We start from the raw sequence: 24,245 nt of genomic DNA on the forward strand, positions 1-24,245 counted from the left end.
TTCCACTGCCTTGCCGTTGCGCCCGCGCCGCGCCATACTTGTCTGACAACTGACAACATTGCGAGGGACGGAATGAAGATCTTGATGACGGGCGCATCTGGCGGAATTGGCACGCGCTTGCGCGAATTGCTGCCGCCGATCTATCCTGACCTGGCGCTGAGCGATCTCACCACGCCGCCCAATCTCAAGCCGACCGAGAATTTCAAACAGGCCGACCTCGCCGATCTCGCCGCCGTGGAGGCGATCTGCGAGGGCGTGGACGGCATCCTGCATTTCGGCGGCTTCTCGGTGGAGGGTCCGTGGGACACCATCCTGCAGGCCAATATCATCGGCGGCTACAATCTGTTCGAGGCCGCGCGCAAGAAGGGCGTCAAGCGCATCATCTTCGCGTCATCGAACCATGCAGTTGGTTTTTATCCGCGTCACAGCAAAATTCCGCCCGATGTCACCGCACGGCCGGACAGCCGCTACGGTGTCAGTAAGGTGTTCGGCGAGGCGGTGGGCTCGCTCTACGCCGACAAATATGGACTGTCGGTGACATGTCTGCGCATCGGCAATTTCGGTGACCGTCCGCTGGATCAACGTCGGCTGTCGATTTGGCTCAAGCCCGAGGATCTGGTGCAGCTCTGCCAGATCGGGCTCGAACATCCCGCGATCCATTTCGAGGTGCTGTATGGCGCCTCCTATAACGAGCGTGCCTGGTGGGATAACTCCCGCGCCTATGAACTCGGCTATCGCCCGGTCGGCAAAGCCGAGGATCATCGCGAACACGCAATGGCGGAACAGGCGAAGATGAAATCCGATCCGGTCGGTGATTTCTATCAGGGCGGGGCATTTTGCAGCGCCGAATTCGCTGGTGATTTCAGTAAGGTGTGGGAGCCGAAATAGGGGCCCAGCCAGTCCGTCCCGCGCATTGACAAGAATTTTGGCGGCTTCATAAGAAGCATTCAAAACAAGCTTGGAATGGGAACGCACATGGCCGACGGATTGCGCAAGGGGCTGACTAGTTACGGCGATGCCGGGTTTTCACTGTTCCTGCGCAAGGCCTTCATCAAGGCCATGGGTTATTCCGACGATGCGCTGGACCGGCCCATCGTCGGGATCACAAACACCCATAGCGATTACAATCCTTGCCACGGCAATTCGCCCCAGATCATCGAGGCAGTGAAGCGTGGCGTGATGCTGGCCGGCGCACTGCCGATGGTGTTTCCGACCATCTCGATCGGCGAGAGCTTCGCCCATCCGACCTCGATGTATCTGCGCAATCTGATGGCGATGGATACCGAGGAGATGATCAAGGCGCAGCCGATGGATGCGGTGGTGGTGATCGGCGGCTGCGACAAGACGCTGCCGGCGCAGATCATGGCGGCGCTGTCAGTCGACCTGCCGACGGTGGTTATCCCGGTCGGCCCAATGGTGGTCGGCCATCACAAGGGAGAAGTGCTCGGCGCCTGCACCGACTGCCGGCGCATGTGGGGCAAGTTCCGCGCCGGCGAGATCGACCAGCAGGAAATCGACGACGTCAATGCGCGCCTCGCGCCGTCGGTCGGCACCTGCATGGTGATGGGCACGGCCTCCACCATGGCCTGCATCACCGAAGCCATGGGGCTGTCGCTGCCGATGAGCGCGACCATTCCCGCGCCGCATGCCGAGCGCTTCCGGTCCGCCGAAGCCAGCGGCAAGGTTGCCGCGACGCTCGCCAAGAACAAGGGGCCGAAGCCGAGCGAATTCCTGACGCCGGGTTCGTTCCGCAATGCCCAGGTGGTGCTGCAGGCGATCGGCGGCTCCACCAATGGCCTCATTCATCTCACCGCGATGGCCAACCGCACGCCGAACCGGATCGATCTCGCCGCTTTCGACGAACTCGGCCGCGACGTGCCGGTGCTGGTCGATCTGAAGCCGTCCGGCGATCACTATATGGAGCACTTCCATCATGCCGGCGGCGTGCCGAAGTTGATGCAACAGCTCGGGGATCTCATCGATCTCGACGCGAAATCTGTCACCGGCGAGACGCTGCGCGAGATCGTGGTGAATGCCGAAGAAGTGCCGGGCCAGGACGTGATCCGCTCGAAGGACAATCCGATCAAGCGCGAAGGCGGGCTGGCGATCCTGCACGGTAATCTGGCGCCGCGCAGCGCCGTCATCAAGCATTCCGCCGCGTCGCCCAAGCTGATGCAGCACACCGGCCGTGCCGTTGTGTTCGAGTCCGTCGAGGACATGACCAACCGCGTCGACGACTCCGATCTCGATGTGACTGCAGACGACGTGCTGGTGCTACGCAATGCCGGTCCCAAGGGCGCACCGGGCATGCCGGAGGCCGGCTATCTGCCAATCCCCATGAAGCTGGCGCGTGCCGGCGTGAAGGACATGGTGCGTATTTCAGACGCGCGCATGAGCGGTACAGCCTTCGGCACCATCGTGCTGCACATCACGCCGGAGAGCGCCGTGGGTGGCCCGCTGGCGCTTGTGAAGAATGGCGACATGATCCGTCTGGATGTGGCGAAGCGCTCGATCGATCTGTTGGTCGACGATGCCGAGCTTGCGAAGCGCCAGGCTGCGCTCCCGCCAGCGAAGACGCCGGACTGGGCGAAGCGCGGCTATGCGCATCTGTTTCACACCACGATCCTGCAGGCCGATGACGGCTGCGATTTCGACTTCATGACGGCGAAGGGGAAGGGCTGACGCTAGCCGGCAGCCGCTGACACTTCTTCCGCGGTTGGCATCGACGCCCGGCGCCCATCCGCTGTATGCAAAGCGATGCGGCGACATTAGCATAGCCAATGGCGCTCTGCAATGAATGTCCATCCGCAAGCTTTGCGGCAACAGCCCCCACGAAACAGTCGCCGGCACCGGTGGTGTCAATGGCCTTCACGATGCGGGCGGCTTCGAGGTGGACCCGGCCATCGATCAGCGCGATCGCGCCGCGCTTGCCCAGCGTGATGCAGATGTTCGGCCGATGATCGGTTTGCAATGTCGATGCGGCGGCGATGAAGCGCGCATCGGGATCGGTGTCGTGCAGTTCGAGACTTGCAAGCAGGCCGAGTTCGCTTTCATTGAGGATCAGAATATCCACCAGAGCCATCAGCTCACGGTCAATCGGCATCGCCGGTGCCGGGTTGAGAATCGTCGTTGCACCGGATGCGCGCGCCCGCGTGAAGAAAGCCGTGATGGCCGGCAGCGGAATCTCGAATTGGCTGACGGCGATATCGCCTTTTCGGAATGCGGACGCAGCGACATCGGCCGCATTGACCAACGCATTGGCGCCGGGAATGACAATGATGGTGTTCTCAGCTCTCGCAACGGTGATGATCGCTGTTCCCGTGCCGGCGCCAGCGACCTCACGCACGTAAGCGAGATCGACGCCCTGCATGGCCAGAAATGCCCTGGTGTCGCGGCCAAAGGCATCCGCGCCGGTACAGCCGATCAGCATGGTCGCTGCACCAAGTTTCGCCGCAGCCACGGCCTGATTGGCGCCCTTGCCACCGGGAAAATACAACACTTCGCGGCCTGCTACAGTCTCACCGATTGCCGGATGACGGTCGGCTGTCGCGACCACGTCCATATTGATGCTGCCGGCGACGACAACCTGGCCCATGGTTGTCACACCTGCGCCCGATATTCCTCACGCACCGCCGCGATATCCGACAATGTCGGCAGTCCCGCTTCATTGCCAAGCCGCTGGATCTTGAAGGTCGATGCGGCCCGCGCGAATTTGAAATGCTCGGCCCAGCTATGGCCGGGATTGGCGAGGTACGAATAGACGTAAGCGCCGTGGAAAACATCGCCGGCGCCATTGGTATCGATCACCTTTTCGCGCGGGATCGGCAGCGCGGGCAGTGTGTGCACTGTGCCGGCTTCGTCATACCAGAGCAGGCCCTTCTCGCCGAGCGTGACGCCGCCGACGCGGCAGCCGCGGTTCTTGAGATAATCGAGCATCTTCTCCGGCGTCAGGTCCATCTGCTCGCAGAGACGTTCGGCGACGATGGCGACGTCGATGAACTCAAGCAGCTCATGGGTATTGGTGCGCAAGCCGCCGCCGTCGAGCGAGGTGAGGATGCCGGCCTCGCGGCAGAGCTTCGCGTAGTGGATCGCGGCATCGGGCTGATGGCCGTCGATATGGAGCGCGCGGCAGGCACCGAGATTGAGCAGCGGGAACGGATGGATGTGTTCGTCGTCACGGCAGCGGACGATGGCACGCTTGCCGTCTTTCGGCATGATGAAGGACAGCGACGAACTCGCCACTTTGCGCGGATGGACCTCGATGGCGTATTTCGCCGACATGTCCATGAACATGCGGCCGAGCCAGTCATTGGCGACGGTGGCGATCAGATCAGGCACGATGCCCAGCTTGGCGCAGCAGAAGGCGGCGGTGACCGCGTTGCCGCCGAACGACACGGCATAGTCGGAGGCGACATGCTTCTCGTCGCCGGTCGGCATATGGTCGGTGATGAACGTGACGTCGATATAGGTCTGTCCGATAAAGAGTGCCTTCATGAATCCGTCCGTCTCGCCTGAGGGATGGCTGCACCCGTCCGGAGACGGCGCATCAGTCAGCTTAACAGCGGTTGCGACGAGGTCACCACCGAAATTGTGCGATGCCGCAGGATGCCGCAGCCGGGCGGAGTCGGTTTTCAGCATTGCGGCTCGAAAACTGGCATAGTTCGATCACAACAACGCCACGAAGACGGGAGGGATGCGATGATCACCGGGCTGGATCACGTCGTCATTTTGCTGGAGGACCTGGAGGTGGGGATCGCCACCTATCAGACCCTGTTCGCCCGCGCGCCCGCCTGGCGCAGCACCAGCGACGGTGCGGCCATGGCGATCTTCACGGTGGCCAACATGTCGGTCGAGCTGATGGCGCCTGTCGGTCACGGCCCGGCCGCCGATCGCATCAGGGCCGTGCTGCCGGAGCAGGGTGCGACGCTGGCCAGCATCTGTTTCCGGACTGGCGATATCGCTGGGATGCATCGCCGGCTCGATCGCCTGGCGCTGAAGCCTGATCCCATCGCCGAGGTCGAGAGCAGGGATACCGAGACCGGCGCCACACTCACCTGGAAGCGTACCCGTGCGGCGACGGACGCGACGCGCGGCGTCCGGCAATTCTTTCTCGAACTGTCCGACGAGCGTCCGGTGTCGCCTCCGGTGGGCGATACGCCGTTCCTTGGCCTCGACCATATCGTTGTCGCCACGCAGGATCCGGAGCGCGCCGCTGCGCTCTATGGCGCGCGACTGGGCCTCGACATGGCACTGGATCGCTCCAATCCGGAGTGGGGCCATCTGATGTTCTTCCGCTGCGGCGATCTGATCGTCGAGGTCGTGCATCGCCCCGACGACAAGGCCGACAAGAATCGCGACAAGCTCTGGGGCATGACCTGGCGCGTCGCTGACGCGGATGCCGTCCGCGAGCGCTTGCTCGCCGCGCATGTCAACGTGTCGGAGGTGCGTAGTGGCCGCAAGCCGGGCACCCGTGTTGTCAGCCTCCGCGATGGCACCTGCGGAATTCCGACGCTGCTGATCGAGCGGACGGGGAAGGATGTGTAGAGGTGTAGGATGGGTAGAGCGTCTTCGCGAAACCCATCATTTAAACGCATGAAAGCGATGGGTTTCGCTGCGCTCTACCCATCCTACGTGTTGCTACCTACCGCCACAACATCGAACAACCCTGCCACAGCAGCACCAGCGAGATCACCAGCAACAGCGCATAGGCGATGTTGTAGAACAGGTTGGTGGGCGTGTGTTTCACCAGCCAGATGCCCATGAAATTCGCGATGATGGCCATCGGCAGCAGTGCCAGCGATGTCGCGAAATTGCCGGCGTGGAATTGGCCGAGCGCGAAATAGGGCACGATCTTCAGCGCATTGACGACGGCGAAGAAGATCGTGGTGGTCCCGACCAGCACCAGCTTCGGCAGCCGCTGCGGCAGCACATAGACCTGGAACGGTGGACCGCCCGCCTGGGTCATGAAGGATGTGAAGCCAGATACCGCGCCCCAGAACACGCCGCCGGCCGGGCCCATGCGCGTTGGTTCGATCCTGGCGCGCTTGCGCCAGACATCGATCACGAAGATGAGGCCGATCAAACCAACGGTGATGCGCACGGCATTGTCGGAAATATAGGAGGCGAGTAGCCACGCCAGCGTCATGCCGGCGACGGCGCCCGGCAACATGATCTTCAGATTCGAGGCGTCCCATTCGCGGCGATAGACATAGATCGAGATCAGGTCCTGCGTGATCAGCACCGGCAGCAGCAATGCGGCCGCCTCGAGCGGCGGCAGATACAGCGCCAGTAGCGGCGTGGCGGCAATGCCGACGCCGGAGAAGCCGCCTTTGGAGAGGCCAAGGAAAATCACCGCCGGAATGGCGACGGCATAGAAGAACGGGTCTGTGATGATGGCAGGCACAAGCAGGTCCGGTTGGGGCAGGGCAGTGATAGCGACGACACCCGCAAAAGGCGATGCCCGTTTGCGCATATGGCCCGGAACATGCTTTGTTCTCAAGCGGGCAAACGCATGCTACACGCGATAGACGTGCGGCTGTTGCGTCATTCCGCTGAGCGACGGGATCCGGGTTTGGCAAAAACAACTAAAAAAGCGCCGAAGAAAGCATTGAAGTGGCAGCGTGACCCGGAAGGGATGCGTCTGCGCATTCTCGAGGCTGCCAAGAAGGAATTCGCGAGCAAGGGCCTCGCCGGTGCGCGCGTCGATCGCATCGCTGCGCAGGCCGGCGCCAACAAGCGCATGCTCTACTATCACGTCGGCAACAAGGATGCGCTCTATCTTGCGGTACTCGAAGGTGCCTATGAGCAGATCCGCGCCGAAGAACGCACGCTCGATCTCGAACATCTCGATCCGCCCGAGGCCATCGAGAGCCTGATCGCCTTCACCTGGAACTATTTTATCCGCAACCCGGAATTCCTCGCGCTGCTCAACACCGAGAATCTGGAGCGCGCGAAGCACATCAAGCGCTCCACGAAGGTGAAGTCGATGCATTCGCCCTTCGTGGAGATGATCCGCACGGTGGTTTTGCGCGGCGTCGCGTCAGGCGATTTCAAGGTCGCGATGGATCCGGTGCAGCTCTACATTTCCATCGCCGCGCTGAGCTTTTTCTATATCGGCAACAACGCTACGCTCAGCGTGATTTTCGGCAGGGATCTCCTGGCGAAGGAGGCGAGGGACGAGCGGCTGGCCCATATGGTGGCACTCGTCCTGGCGGCGCTCACCGGCCGATCCGTGGCCGAATTCCAGCTCCCGCCGGCGACGGTTGTCCACACCTCGGCCCGCCAAAGCGCCTGAAATCATTGTGTAATTTTCGCTAGTTAAGCGCCCAATTGACAACGGTGAAGCCATGCGCTGTATTTATCCAACGAGTTAAATGCGACCGCGAAGCCGGCATCTGGGAGACGAGACGCGTGAGTGAGAAGAAAGCACCCGGCAGTGTATCGAAGCTGCTGAACGCCTCATGGCTGCGCCCGTTCCTGTTGCTGGTGATGATCGTTGTCGGCTGGGATCTGGCGATCCGCATCTTCAACATTCCTGCCTATCAGATCCCTGCGCCCGGCGACGTCGTGAAGGTGCTCTACACCGATTGGCCCGAGCTGCTCGCGCAGTCAGGGCCGACGACTTACGCCACGCTGCTCGGCTTTCTCGCCTCGGCCGTGTTCGGCATTCCGATTGCCATGCTGATCGCCGGTTCGCGGACCGTCGAGAGCTATGTCTATCCGCTGCTGGTGTTCTCGCAGTCGATTCCCAAAGTCGCCATCGCGCCCTTGTTCGTGGTGTGGTTCGGCTTCGGCATCGTGCCGAAGATCATCGCCGCCTTCCTGCTCGGTTTCTTTCCCGTCGTCGTGTCGGCGGTGCAGGGCTTCAAGTCGGTCGATCCCGACATGGTCGATCTTGCCCGCGCCATGAAGGGCAGCCGCTTGCGTGTGTTCTGCGCCGTAAACCTGCCACACGCGCTGCCGGCGATTTTCTCCGGTCTCAAGGTGTCCGTCACGCTCGCCGTCGTCGGCGCGGTGGTCGGTGAATTCGTCGGCTCCAATTCCGGCATCGGCTATGTGCTGCAGCGCTCGATCGGCACCTTCGATCTGCCGACGATGTTTGCGGCTCTCGTCATCCTCGCGCTGCTCGGCGTCATTCTGTTCTGGCTGGTCGATCGTATCGAACGCTTTGCGATTCCCTGGCACGTCAGCCAGCGCGCGGATGTCTTCATCGGGTCCTGATCGGGACCTGCAATTTCCAAACAAGCGGTCCGGCGAAACGGGCCGCGATCACCTGCTTCAATGGGAGGCTAAAAATGCTGAAATGGGTTACTGCTGTTTCGACTGCCGCGATCACCGTCACGCTCGCACTCGCCACGCCGGCCGCTGCGGCCGACAAGGTGACGCTGATGCTCAACTGGTATGTCTATGGTGAGCATTCGCCGTTCTATTACGGCAAGGCCAAGGGCATCTATGAAGCCGAAGGCATCGATCTCGACATCCAGGAAGGCCGCGGTTCGGCGGCCACCGTGCAGGCCGTTGCCGCCAAGAGCGTGAACTTCGGCTATGTCGACGTTCCCACCATGATGCGCGCAGCCGTGAAGGGCGCCCCGGTGATCGCCACCGGCGTGCTGCTGCAGACCTCGGCCATGTCGGTGATGGGCTTCGTCGACAAGAACATCAGGAAGCCGGACGACATCAAGGGCAAGACCGTGGCGATCACGCCGGCGGATTCCATGACCCAGATCTGGCCGCTGTTCCTCAAGAAGGCGGGCCTCAAGGAATCCGATTTCAAGACCGTCGCCGGCGACGGACAGACCAAGCTCAACGCCGTCATCAACGGCCAGGCCGACCTGCTGCTCGGCTACGTCATGGACCAGTCCATGAAGATCAAGGATGCCACCGGCAAGGATGTGTATCCGATCAAGTTTGCCGATTACGGCATTCATCTGGTGTCGTCGGGCATCGTCACCAATACCGACTATGCCAAGGCCAATCCGGATCTCGTGAAGCGCTTCATGTCGGCCACCACCAAGGCCGTCGAAGCTGCGTCGAAGGAGCCGAAGGCTGCCGCGCAGTCAATCCTCGATGCCAATCCGAAGGGCGGCAAGATCGAGACCCTGACCCAGGGCTTCGAGCTCACCATCCCGCTCTACACCACGCCGGAAACCAAGGGTAAGCGCCCGTTCCAGGTCACCGATCAGAACATGAAGGAATCAGTAGAGCTGATGGTCGAATACGGCGGTCTGGAAGCCAAGGCCAAGGACAATCCGAAGGCCTTCTACACCAACGAATATCTGCCGAAGTAACCGGCCCGGTTATCTCGACTGAACTGACGAAATCAACAGGACTAGCCGTAATGACTGCAGCGATGAGGACCATGAGCGTCGATCAACCGAGTGCGCATCTTCGCGTCGTATCCGAGCAGTCCGCACCATCAAAGGCGTCGGGGATCAATCTCTCCGGCGTCTCCAAGACCTATGGGACCGGCGACGGCCAGGTGCAGTCGCTGCGTCCCCTGGACTTCCACATCAATGACGGTGAGTTCTTCGTCGTGGTCGGCCCATCCGGCTGCGGCAAGTCCACACTGCTCAAACTGATCTCGGGCCTTCTTGCGCCGACATCAGGCGAAATCCACGTCGACGGCAAGAAAGTCACCGAGCCTCATGGCGATGTCGGTATCGTGTTCCAGAATGCGCTGCTGCTGCCGTGGCGGAACATCATCAACAACGTGTTGATGCCCATCGACATGAAGAATCTGCCGCGCGCGCAGTATATGGACCGCGCCAAGCAGCTGCTGAAAATGGTCGGCCTCGAGGGCTTTGAGAAGAAGCTGCCGTGGCAGCTCTCCGGCGGCATGCAGCAACGCGCCTCGATCTGCCGTGCGCTGGTGCACGATCCCAAGATCATGATGATGGACGAGCCGTTCGGCGCGCTCGACGCCATGACGCGTGAGAAGATGAATGTCGAGCTGTCGCGCATCCAGCGCACCACCGGCAAGACGATTCTGTTGATCACACATTCGATTCCGGAAGCGGTGTTCCTTGCCGACAAGGTGCTGGTCATGACCGAGCGCCCCGGCGGCATTGCCGCGATCTATGATGTGCCGCTCGGCCGCGAGCGCACGCTCGATGCGATGTCGAACCCGATCTTCACCGATCTGGTCGCGCGCATCCGCAAGCACTTCATGACCAACAGCACGCTGGACTAAGGCCCATTTCCATGTCGCCACGGATCGCCTTGCGAGACATTACGCTGTTCGAACGCCACGTGGCGTTCGTGCGGCCGTTTCGCTTTGGCGCCGTGACGGTCAACGCCGCGCCGCAGGCTTTCGTTCGGGTCGAGCTGGAGGTCGAAGGCAAGGGCGTGTTTGTCGGCGCCTCGGCCGAGCTGATGGTGCCGAAGTGGTTCGACAAGCGGCCGCATCTGGCCATCGGCGACACCGTGAACGAACTGCGGCAGTCGCTCGCAATCGCGAAAGAGCTCTATCGCGCACAATCGGGCTTCATTTCGGCCTTCGGTCTGCATGCAGCCTGCATCGGCGACCAGATGAAGGCCTGCGCCGATGCGGACATTCCACCGCTGGCTGCAAGCTTCGGACCGGCGGAAATCGACAAGGCTGTGCTCGACGCGCTGCTGCGTGGCTTGGGCACGGATTTCTTCACGGGCATGAAGGCCAACGTCGCCGGTCTTACCGCGCGTCTTGCTCCCGATCTCGGCGCCGACGACATCGCGACGTTCCTGGCCAGCCGTCACCGGCTTGAGCGCGTCGCGCTGCGCCACACCGTCGGCCTCGATGATGTGATCGAAGGCGAGGGCGGTGTCGCCGACCCCCGTGAGAATAGCGGCGCACGATACTTCAAGCTCAAGATGAACGGCGATCCCGCGGCAGACGCCGCACGTTTGACCCGGATCGGAAACGCGCTGACGACGCTGCCTTACGATTATCAGGTGACGCTCGACGCCAACGAGCAATATGCCGATCTCAACGCGCTCGGCGCGCTGGTCGATCGCCTCGACAATGACAGCGCACTGGCGCCGATTGCATCCAGGCTACTTTACATCGAACAGCCGATGCCGCGAGACATCACGCGCGAGTCGCCGCTTGGCAATTTGTCCTCGCGCAGTTTCATCATTGATGAGGCTGACGACAATTGGGATGCATTCCCCGCCGCCAAGGCGCTGGGCTATCGCGGCATCTCCTCGAAATCCTGCAAGGGCTTCTACAAGTCGATTGCGAATGCGACCCGTGCTGCCGCGTGGAGCGCGCAGGGTGTCAACCATTTCATCACCGGCGAGGATCTCACCTGCCAAGCCGGCCTTGCTGTGCAGCAGGATCTGGCGCTTGGCGCGCTGATCGGCGCCACCCATGCCGAGCGCAACGGCCATCACTACGTCGATGGTTTCGGCACCGCGCCAGCGGAGGAGGCCGAGGCATTCCTGAATGCCCATCCCGATCTCTACCGCCGCGATGGCGACGAAACCATCCGCTTGTCGATTCACGACGGCGATCTCCTCACGGGATCGCTGACCTCTGCCGGATTTGCATCCGGCGTACATCCGGACTGGTCGGTGCTGTCGCCGCTCCAGCTCGCTTCATCCGATCATTCTCAAACTAAAGTTCTCCAGGAGTCCTGACTATGGCTGTCCACCGCCTCGGCATCATCATGAACGGCATCACCGGCCGTATGGGTCTCAACCAGCATCTCGTGCGCTCGATCGTCGCGATCCGTGCGCAGGGCGGCGTGACCCTGAAGAACGGCGACCGCATGATGCCGGATCCGATCCTGGTCGGTCGCAATGCCGAGAAGATCGAAGGCCTCGCCAAGAAGTACGGCATCGAGCGCTGGACCACTGATCTCGACAAGGCTTTCGCCGACAAGAACGACAGCATCTTCTTCGACGCGGCGACCACCCAGGCACGCCCGGGTCTGCTCAACCGCGCCATCGAGGCCGGCAAGCATATCTATTGCGAGAAGCCCATCGCGACCAATCTCGAAGCCGCGCTCGACGTCATCAAGAAGGCCAACGCAAAGGGTCTCAAGCACGGCACCGTGCAGGACAAGCTGTTCCTGCCCGGTCTGAAGAAGCTTGCGATGCTCCGTGACTCTGGCTTCTTCGGCAAGATGCTCTCGGTACGCGGCGAGTTCGGCTACTGGGTGTTCGAAGGCGACTGGCAGGAAGCCCAGCGCCCGTCCTGGAACTACCGCGCCGAAGACGGCGGCGGCATGATCCTCGATATGGTCTGCCATTGGCGTTACGTGCTCGACAACCTGTTCGGCGAAGTCGAGAGCCTGACGTGCCTTGGCACCACCGACATCCCGGCGCGCTGGGACGAGCAGGGCAAGAAGTACACGGCCACTGCCGACGACTCGGCCTATGCGACCTTCAAGCTGAAGGGCGGCGTCATCGCCCACATGAACATGTCCTGGGCCACGCGCGTCTATCGCGATGATCTCGTGACCTTCCAGGTCGACGGCACCCACGGTTCGGCCGTTGCCGGTCTCACCGAGTGCATGATCCAGGCGCGTCAGGCGACGCCGCGCCCGATCTGGAATCCCGACGAGAAGCGCACCCACGATTTTTATGCCGACTGGCAGAAGGTTCCGGACAACGCCGTCTATGACAACGGCTTCAAGGAACAGTGGGAAATGTTCATCCGTCACGTCTGTGAGGATGCGCCCTACAAGTACACGCTGCTCGAAGGTGCCAAGGGCGTGCAGCTCGTCGAATGCGCGCTGGAAAGCTGGAAGGAGCGCCGCTGGATCGACGTTCCCACACTCAAGGTCTGAGGTCCGCCATGAACAAGCCAGTCATGCCCACGTCGACTGCGTCGTCTCTGTCGCTGAAGCTGCCGAAGGCCGATCGTTCGATCGAGACCTATCGTCTCGCAGCGTCGCGCACGTTTCCGGCCAAGCTGGAAGGCACGCTGAACCGCATTGCCTTCTCGGCGGCGCATATCGTCGCCGATCCGCTGGCGGAGTGCGATCCGTGGCTCAATCAGACCATCGATTGGGACCGCACCATCGCATTTCGTGAACACGTCTGGGATCTCGGTCTCGGCGTCGCAGAAGCGATGGACACCGCTCAGCGCGGCATGGGTATGGACTGGCCGACCTCGCTCGAACTCATCACGCGCTCCGTCGCGGCGGCCAAGCCGCGCGGCGCGCTTGTGTTCTCCGGCGCCGGCACCGATCACCTCGCGGTGGAAGATGCCAAGTCGATCGACGACGTGATCAAGGCCTATGAACAGCAGTTCGAAGCGATCGAGAAGGTCGGCGGCCGCATCATCCTGATGGCGTCGCGTGCGCTGGCCAAGCTCGGCAAGAGCGCCGAGGATTACGGCCGCGTCTATGACCGCATCCTGTCGCAGTCGGCGCAGCCGGTGATCATCCACTGGCTCGGCGACATGTTCGATCCGGCACTGGCGAATTACTGGGGCACGTCGAGCCTCGACACCGCGATGGATATCGCCGTTGACGTCATCAACCGCAACGCCGCCAAGGTCGACGGCGTGAAGGTGTCGCTGCTCGATGCGCAGCGCGAGATCGACATGCGCCGCCGCCTTGTGCCCGAAGTGAAGATGTATACCGGCGACGACTTCAACTATGCCGAACTGATCGCCGGCGACGACAAGGGCTTCTCCCATGCACTGCTCGGCATCTTCGATGCCATCGCGCCGGCGGCATCCTATGCGCTGTCGCGTCTGGCGGCAGGCGACGAGGCCGGTTTCCACGACGTGCTTGGTCCCACGGTGCCGCTGTCGCGTCACATCTTCAAGGCGCCGACGCGGTTCTACAAAACGGGAATCGTGTTCATGGCCTATCTCAACGGCCATCAGGATCACTTCACCATGATCGGCGGGCAGGAGAGCACGCGTTCGACGCAGCATCTCGCCGAACTGTTCCGTCTCGCCGACAAGGCCGGTCTTTTGGCCAATCCCGAACTGGCGACGCAGCGTATGAAGGCGATCATGGCAACGCGCGGGATCGAAGCCTGAGATGCGGGACTTCTCGAATGACCATCGCTGGCTGTCGCTGAACACGGCGACAGTCCGCAAGCAGGGCGACTTCGTCGCCATCGCAGAAGCCTGTGCCCGTCACAAGATCCGCGGCGTCAGCCCATGGCGTGACCAGGTCGCTCATGTCGGCCTCGACAAGGCCGTGAAGGCGGTGCGGGATCACGACCTCGAACTGTCCGGCTATTGCCGCGGCGGCATGTTCGTCTCCGACGAAGCCCATCGCCAGCAGCAGCGCGACGACAACAAGCGCTGCGTCGACGAGGCCGTGGCATTGGGCTCACCGTGCATCGTGCTGGTCGTCGGCGGGTTGCCGCAATATTCGCGGCCAGGCAGTACGCCCTCGAAGAACATCATCAATGCGCGTGCGCAGGTCGATGATGGCATCGCCGAGATGATGGAATACGCCCGGCAGGCGAAGATGCCGCTGGCCATCGAGCCGCTGCATCCGGCTTACGCCGCCGACCGCGCCTGCGTGAACACCACCGAACAGGCGCTTGATATCTGCGACCGGCTCGATCCCAACCGCACCGGCATGCTCGGCGTCGCCCTCGACGTCTATCACATCTGGTGGGATCCTGAACTGCATGCCCAGATCGCGCGGGCAGGGCAGGACCGTCTGCTCGCATTTCACGTCTGCGACTGGCTGGTGCCGACCAAGGACATCCTCAACGACCGCGGCATGATGGGCGACGGTGTCATCGATATCAAATCCGCCCGCGCCGCCGTCGAGGCGCAGGGCTTCGACGGTTATTCCGAGATCGAGATCTTCTCGGAGAACTGGTGGAGCAAGTCGATGGATGAGGTGATGACGACCTGCATCGAGCGTCACAAGACGGTGGTGTAACTCACGGTGTAGTGCCGAAACGCACGAGGGTAGAGCTTAAACATTTTTTCCTATATATCTTGACAATATACCTAGAAGGATTGTCCTTCGCTCATCCGGTTCGCGAGGCGCGCTTCTAGAGGCGTCTTGAGGTGGAGCTGGGATTGTGGCGCCCGCGGGCGGCGAGGGGACGTACCTCGCGCACTCGGGAGGCCCTGGGTAGCCGTCCGGGCCCACTACAGGCTCTGATGGAAACGGCTGGACTGGGACAGGCAAAAGCGGGGAAACCGGCCGGCGCCACGTCCCAGGAAGCACGGTCCCGGGGACAGAAATCGCCCATAGCAGTCGCAGACTGCGTAAACTTGTCTGCGGTGGCGTTGCGCGGTTGCGGATTACCGGCGTTCCGGCGGAGCGGATCGCGATAAAAACCACCCTTTGTGCCTCATGGCGCGCTGCCACCCCTCATCTTGAGGGGGCCGCATAACTCGGGCGCATTGGCGTCGCGAGAATGCAACACTGTGGCGGCCAGATACCACCTGCAGTCATTCTCCGGATGCGATGCACCATTTTCTTGACACGAATAGAGGTGAGTGCTTACTCACGACGCTATGAGCACACTTCGAATGACCCATGACCTCAGGCGCGAGCTGATCCTCAGTGCGGCGAAGCGATGCTTTGCGCGCAATGGATTTGCCGGCACCACGACCAAGAGCGTGGCGGCTGCGGCGTCGATTTCGGAAGGCTTGCTGTTCAAGCACTTCCCGACCAAGTCGGCGCTCTATGCGGAGATCCTGGCGGAGGAATGCGAAGCCGATCCCGGACTGAACAAGCTGCTCGGTCTGCCGCCGTCGACCGAGACGCTGGTGATTTTGATTCGCGGCATGGTCGGGCACTTCCTCGACATTCCGCGCGATCCCGATCCCGATCATGAAGAGGCACAGCGCCTGCGGCTAATGGTCATCAGCCAGTTGCAGGACGGCGAATTCGCCCGGCTGCTGTTTGACAAGATCGGCGAGCTGATCGGCCCGACCTTTACGGCGTCACTTGAAGACGCTGTCCGGACAAACGATGCGGTCCGGATCGGAAAAGAGCCGATGGGTCTTTTCTGGTTCGCGCACCACACCGCGATGATGGCGGCATTATCGCGCCTTCCCTCGGTTCCCTGTTTGCCTTATGCCAGCACCGCCGACAACGAGCGGCAACTTTGTGAGTTTATTCTCCGCGGTATCGGACTGAAAGACACGGCGATCGCGACGTATATCGATCGCGAACTTCCGGCGTACCTGATGCCAGCGACTACGACAGAAAGCGCATGACATGACACTCACGACCGAACCCAACAGCACTACGGCGCCGCGCGCGACTGTCGAGAAGCCCCGTCCGCGTCCGCGGATGGTGCGTTGGTTCATCATCGTCGGCATCCTGCTGACGATCCTGGTGGGCGGCCTGGTGGGCTTCAACGCATTCCGCGCCCACATGATCAAGCAGTTCTTCGCCACCATGAAGCCGCCGCCGACTGTGGTGAGTGTTGCGGATGCCAAGTCCGAAGTCGTGCCCAACCTGATTAGCGCCGTCGGCGATCTCGCCGCTGTGCATCAGGTCAACGTCACCTCCGACGTCAATGGTCGCATTACCGACATCCAGTTCACCGCGGGCGCGACCGTCAAGGCCGGCCAGCCGCTGGTGCAACTGTTCGACGGACCGGACCAGGGCGACCTCGCCAACTTCAAGGCGGCTGCCACCGTGGCGCGCATCAATCTCGACCGCGCCAAACAGCTCGCTGAGCGTCAGGTTGGTCCGCAGGCCACCGTCGACACCACGCAGGCGGCGTATGATCAGGCGCAGGCCAATATCGCCAAGACCGAAGCGGTGATTTCGCAGAAGCAGGTGCGCGCGCCGTTCGACGGCGTGCTCGGCACGCGTCGGGTCGAAGTCGGCCAGTACCTGACGGCCGGCACGCAGATCGTGTCGCTCACCGATCTGTCCGCCGTCTACAACAACTTCACGGTCACGGAAAAAGACTCCGGCAAGCTGCAGGTCGGTCAGGCTGTGCGCATTTCGGTGGACGCTTATCCGGGCCGCAAGTTCGAGGGCAAGATCACCACGATCGAGCCGCAGATCAGTGCGGATACGCGCAACATTCGTGTTCAGGCGACGCTGCAGAATCCGGAAGGCATTCTGAAGCCGGGCATGTTCGCGACCACGACCGTCGTGCTGCCGGACAAACCGGCTGTGATCACCGTGCCGGAGACCGCAGTCGACTACACGCTCTATGGTGACTCGGTTTACCTGATCACCGAGAAGAAGACCGACGATGGCAAGACCGAGCTCTCGGCGGTGCGCACCTTCGTGCGCACTGGCGACCGCATCGATGGCCGTGCGGTGATCACGCAGGGCCTGAAAGCCGGTGATCGCGTCGTGGCGGTCGGACAGCTCAAGTTGCAGTCCGGCGCGCTGGTGTCGATCTCGACCGATCCATTGCCGCAAATTCCGGCGAAGCCGCCGCTGAACTGAAACCCGATGGACGGGCCGCGACATGCGGTCCGTCCCGGCTCATCTGAATGAATTTTCTCGCATCGTCGCGCGGCCTGTAATGGCCGGCAGATGGTGCCGATGACGGAGCGACCGCAATGGTCTTCACGGATATCTTCATCAAGCGCCCGGTGCTGGCGCTGGTCGTCAGCCTGCTGATCCTGCTGATCGGTTTCAAGGCTGCAACCAGCCTGCCGATCCGTCAGTATCCGAAACTGTCGAACACCGTGATCACCGTCACCACGGTGTATCCCGGCGCGTCGCCGGACCTGATGCAGGGCTTTATCACCACGCCGATCGAGCAGGCCGTCGCGGCTGCTGAAGGCATCGACTACATGACGTCGGCGTCGACGCAGGGCCAGAGCCTGATCTCGGTCTATATCAAGCTCAACGTCGATCCCAATGCTGCGCTCACCGAAGTGCTGTCGAAGGTCAATTCGGTCAAATATCTGATCCCGCGCGAAGCGAATGACCCCGTCATTCTGAAGTCCACGGGATCGACGACGGCGGTGATGTATCTCGGCTTCTCCAGTGAGGAACTGTCTGGCTCGGCGATCTCCGACTACCTGACGCGCGCGGTGCAGCCGATCCTGTCGACGGTGGACGGCGTGGCGTCGGCCGAAATCCTCGGCGGTCAGACCTTCGCCATGCGCCTGTGGCTCGATCCGCTGCGCATGCAGGGCCGCGGTGTATCTCCGGACGATGTCGCTGCGGCGATCCGCGCCAACAACTTCCAGGCGGCAGCCGGTCAGACCAAGGGCTATTACATCGTCTCCAACGTGACGGCGAATACCGACCTGCAGAACGTCGAGCAATTCAAGCGCATGACGGTGAAAGCCAAGGACGGTGGCTTTGTTCGTATGGAGGATATCGCCACCATCGAGCTTGCCGCGCAGAGTACGGACGCGAGCGTGGCGTTTAGTGGCGAGCGCGCGATCTTTATCGGCGTGCAGGCGACACCGCTCGGCAATCCGCTCAACATCGTCAAGGGCGTGCGCGCGCTGTTCCCCGAACTCGAGCGTAACCTGCCGCCATCGCTGAAGATGAAGGTAGCCTACGACTCCACCAAGTTCATCACGTCGTCGATCGAGGAAGTTCAGAACACGCTGATCGAAGCCGTCGGCATCGTGATCGTGGTGATCTTCCTGTTCCTGGCTTCGTTCCGCTCGGTCATCATTCCGGTGGTGACGATTCCGCTGTCGCTGGTCGGCGTCTGCAGCCTCATGCTCGTCATGGGCTTCAGCATCAATCTGCTGACCCTGCTGGCGATGGTGCTCGCCATCGGCCTCGTGGTCGACGACGCCATCGTGGTGGTGGAGAACATCCACCGCCATCTGGAGGAGGGCAAATCGCCGGTGCAGGCGTCGCTGGAAGGCGCGCGCGAGATCGTTGGTCCGGTCATCTCCATGACCATCACGCTGGCGGCGGTGTATGCGCCGATCGGCTTCATCGGCGGTTTGACCGGTGCGCTGTTCCGCGAATTCGCCTTCACCCTGGCGGGCTCGGTGATCGTATCCGGCGTTATCGCGCTGACGCTGTCACCGATGATGTGCTCGGTGCTGTTAAAGCAGGAAGAGCCGGGCTGGTTCGCCAAGAAGGTGGACAAGGTGTTCGGCGCAACCACGCGCTGGTATGGCCGGCAGCTCGATCGTTCGCTGGACTATCGCCCCATCACGGCCATGTTCGCCGTTGTGATCCTCGGTCTCGTCGGCTTCATGTACATGAATACGTCGAAGGAGCTGGCGCCCGAGGAAGATCAGGGCATTCTGTTTGCGGTGACCAAGGCACCGAAATACGCCAACATCGACTACGCGGATTTCTATGGCGATCGCATGGACGAGGCGTTCAAGAAGTTCCCGGAAACCGATCTGCGCTTCATCATCAACGGCACCAACGGTCCGAGCAACGGTATCGCCGGCATGCTGCTGAAGCCGTGGGACGAGCGCAAGCGTTCGTCCACGCAGCTGAAGCCGCTGGTGCAGGCCGAACTCAGCAAGATCGAGGGTGTCAACGCCTTCGCATTCAACCTTCCGGCGCTGCCGGGCGGTCCCGGCGGTCTGCCGATCCAGATGGTGATCAGCTCGACCAACGGTTTCCAGTCGGTCTATGAGGAGATGGTCAAGTTGAAGGACACCGCGCGCAAGAGCGGCCTGTTCATCGTCAGCGACAGCGATCTCGATTTCAATCAGCCGGTGGTGCGCGTCTCCATCGATCGCTCCAAGGCCAACGACCTCGGCATTACGATGTCGAGCATCGGCAATACGCTGGCGACGCTGCTCGGCGGCAACTACACCAACCGCTTCAACCTCGAGGGGCGCTCCTATCAGGTGATCCCGCAGGTGCCGCGCGGCATGCGGCTCTCGCAGGATTCGCTGGCGAACTACTATGTGCCGACGGTCACGGGTCAGCAGGTGCCGTTATCGACGCTGGTGAAGGTCGAAACGGGCACCAACCCGAACGCGCTGTCGCATTACAACCAGCTGAATTCGGCGACCTTCCAGGCGGTGCCGATGCCCGGCGTGACAGTGGGGCAGGCGGTCGACTTCCTTGAGGGTGCCGCCAAGCAACTGCCGTCGGGTTTCAACCACGATTATCTCGCGGATTCCCGGCAGTATGTGCAGGAGGGCAACCAGCTGGCAGTGGCGTTCGGCTTCGCGCTGATCATCATCTTCCTGGTGCTGGCAGCGCAGTTCGAAAGTCTGCGCGATCCGCTCGTGATCATGATTACTGTGCCGATGGCGATCCTGGGCGCGTTGATCCCGCTGTTCTTCGGCATGGCGACGATCAACATCTACACCCAGGTCGGCTTGCTGACGCTGGTCGGTCTGATCTCGAAGCACGGCATCCTGATGGTGGAGTTCGCCAACGAACTGCAGCTCAAGGAAGGTCTCGATCGTCGTTCGGCCATCGAGATGGCTGCCCGCGTGCGTCTGCGTCCGATCCTGATGACCACGGCCGCGATGGTCACCGGCCTGTTGCCGTTGCTCACCGCGGCGGGTGCTGGTGCAGCGAGCCGCTTCTCGATCGGCCTCGTCGTCGTCTCCGGCATGATGATCGGTACGCTGTTCACGTTGTTCGTGCTGCCCGCGGTTTACGTGGCCATCGCCACCGATCACCGCGCCGGCAAAGAGACGGAGCGCGCCAAGCAGATCGAGGAATTCGATCTGGAGCATACGCGGACGGCCTGATCGCACGGACGCGGCCTTGCGAAGCTGAGCTTGCGGGGACACATGGTTTGAGGTTGGATGGCGGATCGCTTCATGCGATCCGCCATTATCTTTTGGCGGCCCGCATGGCTTCCACAGGACCCATCCCATGACGCGCGATTTTCCGGCCGGCAATTATCGCTATCTTCCCGCAGTGTTTCAGTATTCCAGCGGCGTTGCCGCCAATGCGGATTTCGAGATCGAGCGCGTTCGTTTCGACACGTGGCTGCCATTGGCCGATGGGTTTGCGCGTATTGCCGATTACATTCTCGCGGCGGATCGCCCGCTGACATCGTTCTGCGCCTGCGAGTTGCGCTCGCCTGTAGTGGTGGACGGAAGCTGGCTTCCGGAAGTTCAACGAGCACTATGTCAAGACGCTTGCTGAATGGGGCATCTTCGACGGCACGAACAATCCCGTCGCGCGCAGCAATGTGTGCCTCGAGATCGATCCGCCGAGTGAACCGTCGTTTTACGCGTTCTCGTTCACGCGGCCGTCGCTCGGTGCCAAGCCGACTTTCGTGATTGCGGGTGGTGCTGAAGCGCGTGGCGGTCCTGGAACATATCCCGAGCGCATCACGCGCTATCGCGAGACCTCGCCGGACGCATTCCGGGAGAAAACGCGGATGACCATGAGCAATATGGAAGAACGCCTCGGCGCCTTCGGCTTCTCGTGGAAGGACACCACCGCGACGCAGATTTACACGGTACAGGATTTCCATCCCGTGGTGGCCGATGAATTGGTCAAGCGCGGTGCGTCGCGGCAGGGCATGACCTGGCATTTTGCGCGGCCGCCGGTGGTCGATCTCGAATTCGAGATGGATACGCGGCGTGTGATGCGTGAATTCGTGATCTGACCGTCAGGCAGCGCGCGCTGATTTGCAGAGATGCGCGGCGACGATGCGCAGGTCTTCGACGAAATGCGCATATTCGCGCGCCTTGGCATCCTCGTCGGGCAGTCGTAGCAGATAGGATGGATGCACGGTCACGAGAACCTGTGTGCCGTCGTCAGCCTCGATAATACGGCCACGCGTCTTGCCGATCGGCGTGATCTTGCCGAGCACGCTTTGCGCGGCTGTCGCACCCATCGCGACGACAAGCTCGGGTCTTACGGACGCCTTTTCACGCTCATACCAGGGTCGGCACGCCTTGATTTCAGGTGTTGCCGGTTTCTGGTGCAGACGGAATTTTCCACGCGGCACGAATTTGAAGTGCTTCACCGCATTGGTGACATAGACTTTGTCCCTGACAATGCCGGCTTCCTTCAGCGCCTTGTCGAGCATCTGTCCGGCCGGTCCGACGAACGGCTTGCCGGCGAGATCTTCCTTGTCGCCGGGCTGTTCGCCGACCATCATCACAGAAGCATGCTGCGGGCCTTCGCCGAACACGGTTTGCGTCGCATCTTTCCACAAATGGCAGGCACGGCAATCGGCGGCTTCGTCGCGCAATGCGGCAAGACTTTCCTTCCCGGTATGTTCGGCCGTTTTGGTCGTATGCGACTTGACCATCGTCTCCTCCCGACGTTGCGGTTTCTTGGGCGCGCTGGCTTCTGCCGCGATCATGTCACCTGTGATGCGTTCAGCTTCCGCGATCAGCGGTTTGATCAGCGCGGCTTCGGGCAGGTTGCGCCAGTATTTCTTCGGCATCTCGTTCTGCATCGCCTTGGTCTTCAACCGTGCCGGATTGAAGATGTTGGCGTAATAGGTCAGCCACACTTCTTCGAGCCGATCCTTGGTCGGCGCATCGGCCTTGCTGACGCCGGGCGTGATGGAAATCGCGTGGCCGTCCCAATGCGCGCAGAGATCCGGCGTCAGGATCGACCACGCCATGTCGGCGAAGCGCCGCGCGAAGAAGGGCGCGACAAGTTCGACGATGTGATGTTCGGGCTCGAACCAGGCGACGAAATGCGATTTTGGCTCGCGGCCGATTTCGCGAAACCGTACGAAAGCATGCATCTTGTGTTCGTCGCGCCGGACGGCCTTGGCCATCGCCTGCAATTTAGCGATGTCGGAATCGATCGCGACGTGGATCAGATCGGGATTGTCGCGCAGCCGCCACAGCAGACGATACAGCAGGGCGAAGCGTTCGGGATCGCGATGCAGGACCGCAGTCTCGGCGAGCTCGACGAATTTGGCGGGAACGTTGAACGCGCCTTTTGCGGCGTCGGATAGCGACGTTGCTGGCGAGGCGGAGAACAATTCAGGCTCGGCGCCTGCAACCGTCCATGTCACGTCAGTGGGAGCAATGTCGTTGAGCGCCAGTTTGCGTGCCGCCTTGCGCCAGCCTTCAAAGTCGGTGTCGCTCTCCAGCACGATACTGTGCATCGGGTTCTCCTGAAATGAAATTCTAAAACCCAAATCCCAATTGCGTCGCCTTCGGCTTGAACCGCTCCACCAGCTTCGCGCTGTCCAGCAAATTCACGGCCGGGCGATGATCCGGAAGAACGATGAAAGGCAGTGCCTTGTTCCGCGGAATATGCAGCCGGGCGAGGTCGCCGATGCGGATCGACGAGATCCGGCGCGTTTCGATGATCCGCTGCACGGCCTTGGCGCCGAAACCGGGCACGCGCAAAAGGTCTTCGCGGCTGGCGCGGTTGACGTCGAGCGGGAAGCGGTCGCGGTGGCGCAGCGCCCAGGCGAGTTTCGGGTCCATGTCCAGCGACAGCATGCCGTCGGCGTCATCGACGATCTCGTCGGCCTCGAAGCCATAGAAGCGCATCAGCCAGTCGGCCTGATACAGCCGATGCTCGCGGATTAGCGGCGGCGCGCGCAGCGGCAGCGAACGGCTCGCATCGGGGATCGGGCTGAAGGCGGAGTAATAGACGCGCTTCAGATTGTAGGACCCGTACAGATTGGCCGAGGTCCGGATGATGGTTGAATCATTGGCGCTGTCGGCGCCGACGATCATCTGCGTGCTCTGGCCGGCCGGCGCAAAACGCGGCCCGACTTTGCCGCGCGGCGTCGGCTTGCGACCCTCGCGGGCTTCATCGAGCTTCAACCGCAATCGACCCATGGTGCGACGAATGGCGCGGACGTCTTTCTCCGGCGCCAGCTTTGCCAGGCTGTCTTCCTCGGGCACCTCGATATTGATCGAGAGCCGGTCGGCATATGTGCCGGCCTCGGTGATCAGCGCATCGTCGGCTTCCGGAATGGTCTTGAGGTGAATATAGCCGCGGAAATAATGCTCCTCGCGCAGTTTTCGCGCGACGGCGACAACCTGTTCCATCGTGTAATCGGCGCTGCGAATGATGCCCGACGAGAGAAACAGTCCCTCGATGTAATTGCGTCGGTAGAAATCCAGCGTCAATTGCACCACTTCGTCGACGGTGAAGCGGGCGCGCGTCACATTGCTGGAGGCCCGGTTGACGCAATAAAGACAATCGTAATTGCAGGCATTGGTGAGCAGGATCTTCAGCAGCGAGATGCAGCGGCCGTCCGGCGCATAGGAATGACAGATCCCCATGCCTGCATCGGTCGAGCCGATGCCTTTGCCGTCGCGGGAGTCCCGTTTCTCGGTACCGCTGGACGCACAGGACGCGTCGTATTTCGCGGCATCTGCCAGGATCTCCAGCTTGCGCTTCAGGTCCATGTTCAAAAATCCCTTTGATTTCAAATGCTAAAAAAGTGGCTGATGATCCCGATTGACTCGGCTTGCCATCTTAGCTTTATATTAGAACATATCATGAACA

General features: G+C 61.6%; 18 protein-coding genes and 2 pseudogenes. 15 read left to right on the forward strand and 5 right to left on the reverse strand.

What is annotated here, in order from left to right:
• Positions 1-72 precede the first annotated feature (72 nt).
• Together AB7828_RS01475 and AB7828_RS01480 are read left to right on the forward strand one after the other, a co-directional pair.
• Positions 73-888 (forward strand): NAD-dependent epimerase/dehydratase family protein, encoded by an 816-nt coding sequence (locus tag AB7828_RS01475; protein WP_441229198.1) that lies wholly within the window; start codon positions 73-75, stop codon positions 886-888.
• Positions 889-975: 87 nt separating this feature from the next.
• Complete coding sequence (locus AB7828_RS01480; protein ID WP_441229199.1) at positions 976-2,682, forward strand: IlvD/Edd family dehydratase; 1,707 nt, start codon at positions 976-978, stop codon at positions 2,680-2,682.
• Positions 2,683-2,684: 2 nt separating this feature from the next.
• Here AB7828_RS01480 and AB7828_RS01485 read toward each other — a convergent pair.
• Together AB7828_RS01485 and AB7828_RS01490 are read right to left on the reverse strand one after the other, a co-directional pair.
• Positions 2,685-3,595 (reverse strand): annotated as a pseudogene (locus tag AB7828_RS01485) (ribokinase).
• 5 nt (positions 3,596-3,600) lie between these two features.
• Positions 3,601-4,494 (reverse strand): sugar kinase, encoded by an 894-nt coding sequence (locus AB7828_RS01490; protein WP_439057886.1) that lies wholly within the window; start codon positions 4,492-4,494, stop codon positions 3,601-3,603.
• A 204-nt stretch (positions 4,495-4,698) separates the two neighbouring features.
• Between AB7828_RS01490 and AB7828_RS01495 the strand changes: the two genes are divergently transcribed.
• On the forward strand, positions 4,699-5,544 hold the full coding sequence (locus tag AB7828_RS01495) for a VOC family protein (protein ID WP_441229200.1): 846 nt from the start codon (positions 4,699-4,701) through the stop codon (positions 5,542-5,544).
• Positions 5,545-5,641: 97 nt separating this feature from the next.
• Here the strand turns inward: AB7828_RS01495 and AB7828_RS01500 are convergent, their stop codons facing one another.
• Complete coding sequence (locus AB7828_RS01500) at positions 5,642-6,403, reverse strand: sulfite exporter TauE/SafE family protein (protein ID WP_120291166.1); 762 nt, start codon at positions 6,401-6,403, stop codon at positions 5,642-5,644.
• 231 nt (positions 6,404-6,634) lie between these two features.
• Between AB7828_RS01500 and AB7828_RS01505 the strand changes: the two genes are divergently transcribed.
• The 12 genes and pseudogenes from AB7828_RS01505 (at position 6,635) to cnbZ (ending at position 21,414) form a co-directional block, all read left to right on the forward strand.
• Positions 6,635-7,294 (forward strand): TetR/AcrR family transcriptional regulator, encoded by a 660-nt coding sequence (locus AB7828_RS01505; RefSeq protein WP_309949136.1) that lies wholly within the window; start codon positions 6,635-6,637, stop codon positions 7,292-7,294.
• Between the two features lie 194 nt (positions 7,295-7,488).
• On the forward strand, positions 7,489-8,220 hold the full coding sequence (locus AB7828_RS01510) for an ABC transporter permease (protein WP_246297556.1): 732 nt from the start codon (positions 7,489-7,491) through the stop codon (positions 8,218-8,220).
• 74 nt (positions 8,221-8,294) lie between these two features.
• Positions 8,295-9,287 carry an ABC transporter substrate-binding protein gene (locus AB7828_RS01515; RefSeq protein WP_093761915.1) on the forward strand — a complete coding sequence of 331 codons (993 nt, stop codon included), beginning with the start codon at positions 8,295-8,297 and terminating at the stop codon, positions 9,285-9,287.
• 50 nt (positions 9,288-9,337) lie between these two features.
• Positions 9,338-10,189, forward strand: coding sequence for an ABC transporter ATP-binding protein (locus AB7828_RS01520; RefSeq protein WP_089266959.1), 852 nt, complete (start codon positions 9,338-9,340; stop codon positions 10,187-10,189).
• Between the two features lie 11 nt (positions 10,190-10,200).
• On the forward strand, positions 10,201-11,616 hold the full coding sequence (locus AB7828_RS01525) for a hypothetical protein (RefSeq protein ID WP_441229201.1): 1,416 nt from the start codon (positions 10,201-10,203) through the stop codon (positions 11,614-11,616).
• Positions 11,617-11,618: 2 nt separating this feature from the next.
• The gene (locus tag AB7828_RS01530; RefSeq protein WP_089266960.1) at positions 11,619-12,770 is read left to right on the forward strand and encodes a Gfo/Idh/MocA family protein; all 1,152 of its coding nucleotides are present in this window, start codon (positions 11,619-11,621) and stop codon (positions 12,768-12,770) included.
• An 8-nt stretch (positions 12,771-12,778) separates the two neighbouring features.
• Complete coding sequence (locus tag AB7828_RS01535) at positions 12,779-13,978, forward strand: dihydrodipicolinate synthase family protein (RefSeq protein WP_175366683.1); 1,200 nt, start codon at positions 12,779-12,781, stop codon at positions 13,976-13,978.
• Between the two features lies 1 nt (position 13,979).
• Positions 13,980-14,843, forward strand: coding sequence for a sugar phosphate isomerase/epimerase family protein (locus tag AB7828_RS01540; RefSeq protein ID WP_441229202.1), 864 nt, complete (start codon positions 13,980-13,982; stop codon positions 14,841-14,843).
• A 587-nt stretch (positions 14,844-15,430) separates the two neighbouring features.
• Entirely contained in the window at positions 15,431-16,138 is a 708-nt protein-coding gene (locus AB7828_RS01545) for a TetR/AcrR family transcriptional regulator (RefSeq protein ID WP_439061344.1), read from the forward strand.
• Between the two features lies 1 nt (position 16,139).
• Entirely contained in the window at positions 16,140-17,336 is a 1,197-nt protein-coding gene (locus AB7828_RS01550) for an efflux RND transporter periplasmic adaptor subunit (RefSeq protein ID WP_441229203.1), read from the forward strand.
• Between the two features lie 116 nt (positions 17,337-17,452).
• Entirely contained in the window at positions 17,453-20,542 is a 3,090-nt protein-coding gene (locus AB7828_RS01555; RefSeq protein WP_441229204.1) for a MexW/MexI family multidrug efflux RND transporter permease subunit, read from the forward strand.
• A 127-nt stretch (positions 20,543-20,669) separates the two neighbouring features.
• Positions 20,670-21,414: pseudogene (cnbZ, locus tag AB7828_RS01560) on the forward strand (2-amino-5-chloromuconate deaminase CnbZ).
• Positions 21,415-21,417: 3 nt separating this feature from the next.
• Here cnbZ and AB7828_RS01565 read toward each other — a convergent pair.
• Together AB7828_RS01565 and AB7828_RS01570 are read right to left on the reverse strand one after the other, a co-directional pair.
• On the reverse strand, positions 21,418-22,881 hold the full coding sequence (locus AB7828_RS01565; protein ID WP_441229205.1) for a UdgX family uracil-DNA binding protein: 1,464 nt from the start codon (positions 22,879-22,881) through the stop codon (positions 21,418-21,420).
• Between the two features lie 22 nt (positions 22,882-22,903).
• A complete protein-coding gene (locus tag AB7828_RS01570; RefSeq protein WP_441229206.1) occupies positions 22,904-24,145 on the reverse strand; it encodes a putative DNA modification/repair radical SAM protein in 1,242 nt (413 codons plus the stop codon).
• Positions 24,146-24,245 lie beyond the last annotated feature (100 nt).

Origin of the sequence: Tardiphaga sp. 215_C5_N2_1, assembly GCF_052076055.1 — a bacterium.
GTDB classification, from domain to species: domain Bacteria; phylum Pseudomonadota; class Alphaproteobacteria; order Rhizobiales; family Xanthobacteraceae; genus Tardiphaga; species Tardiphaga robiniae.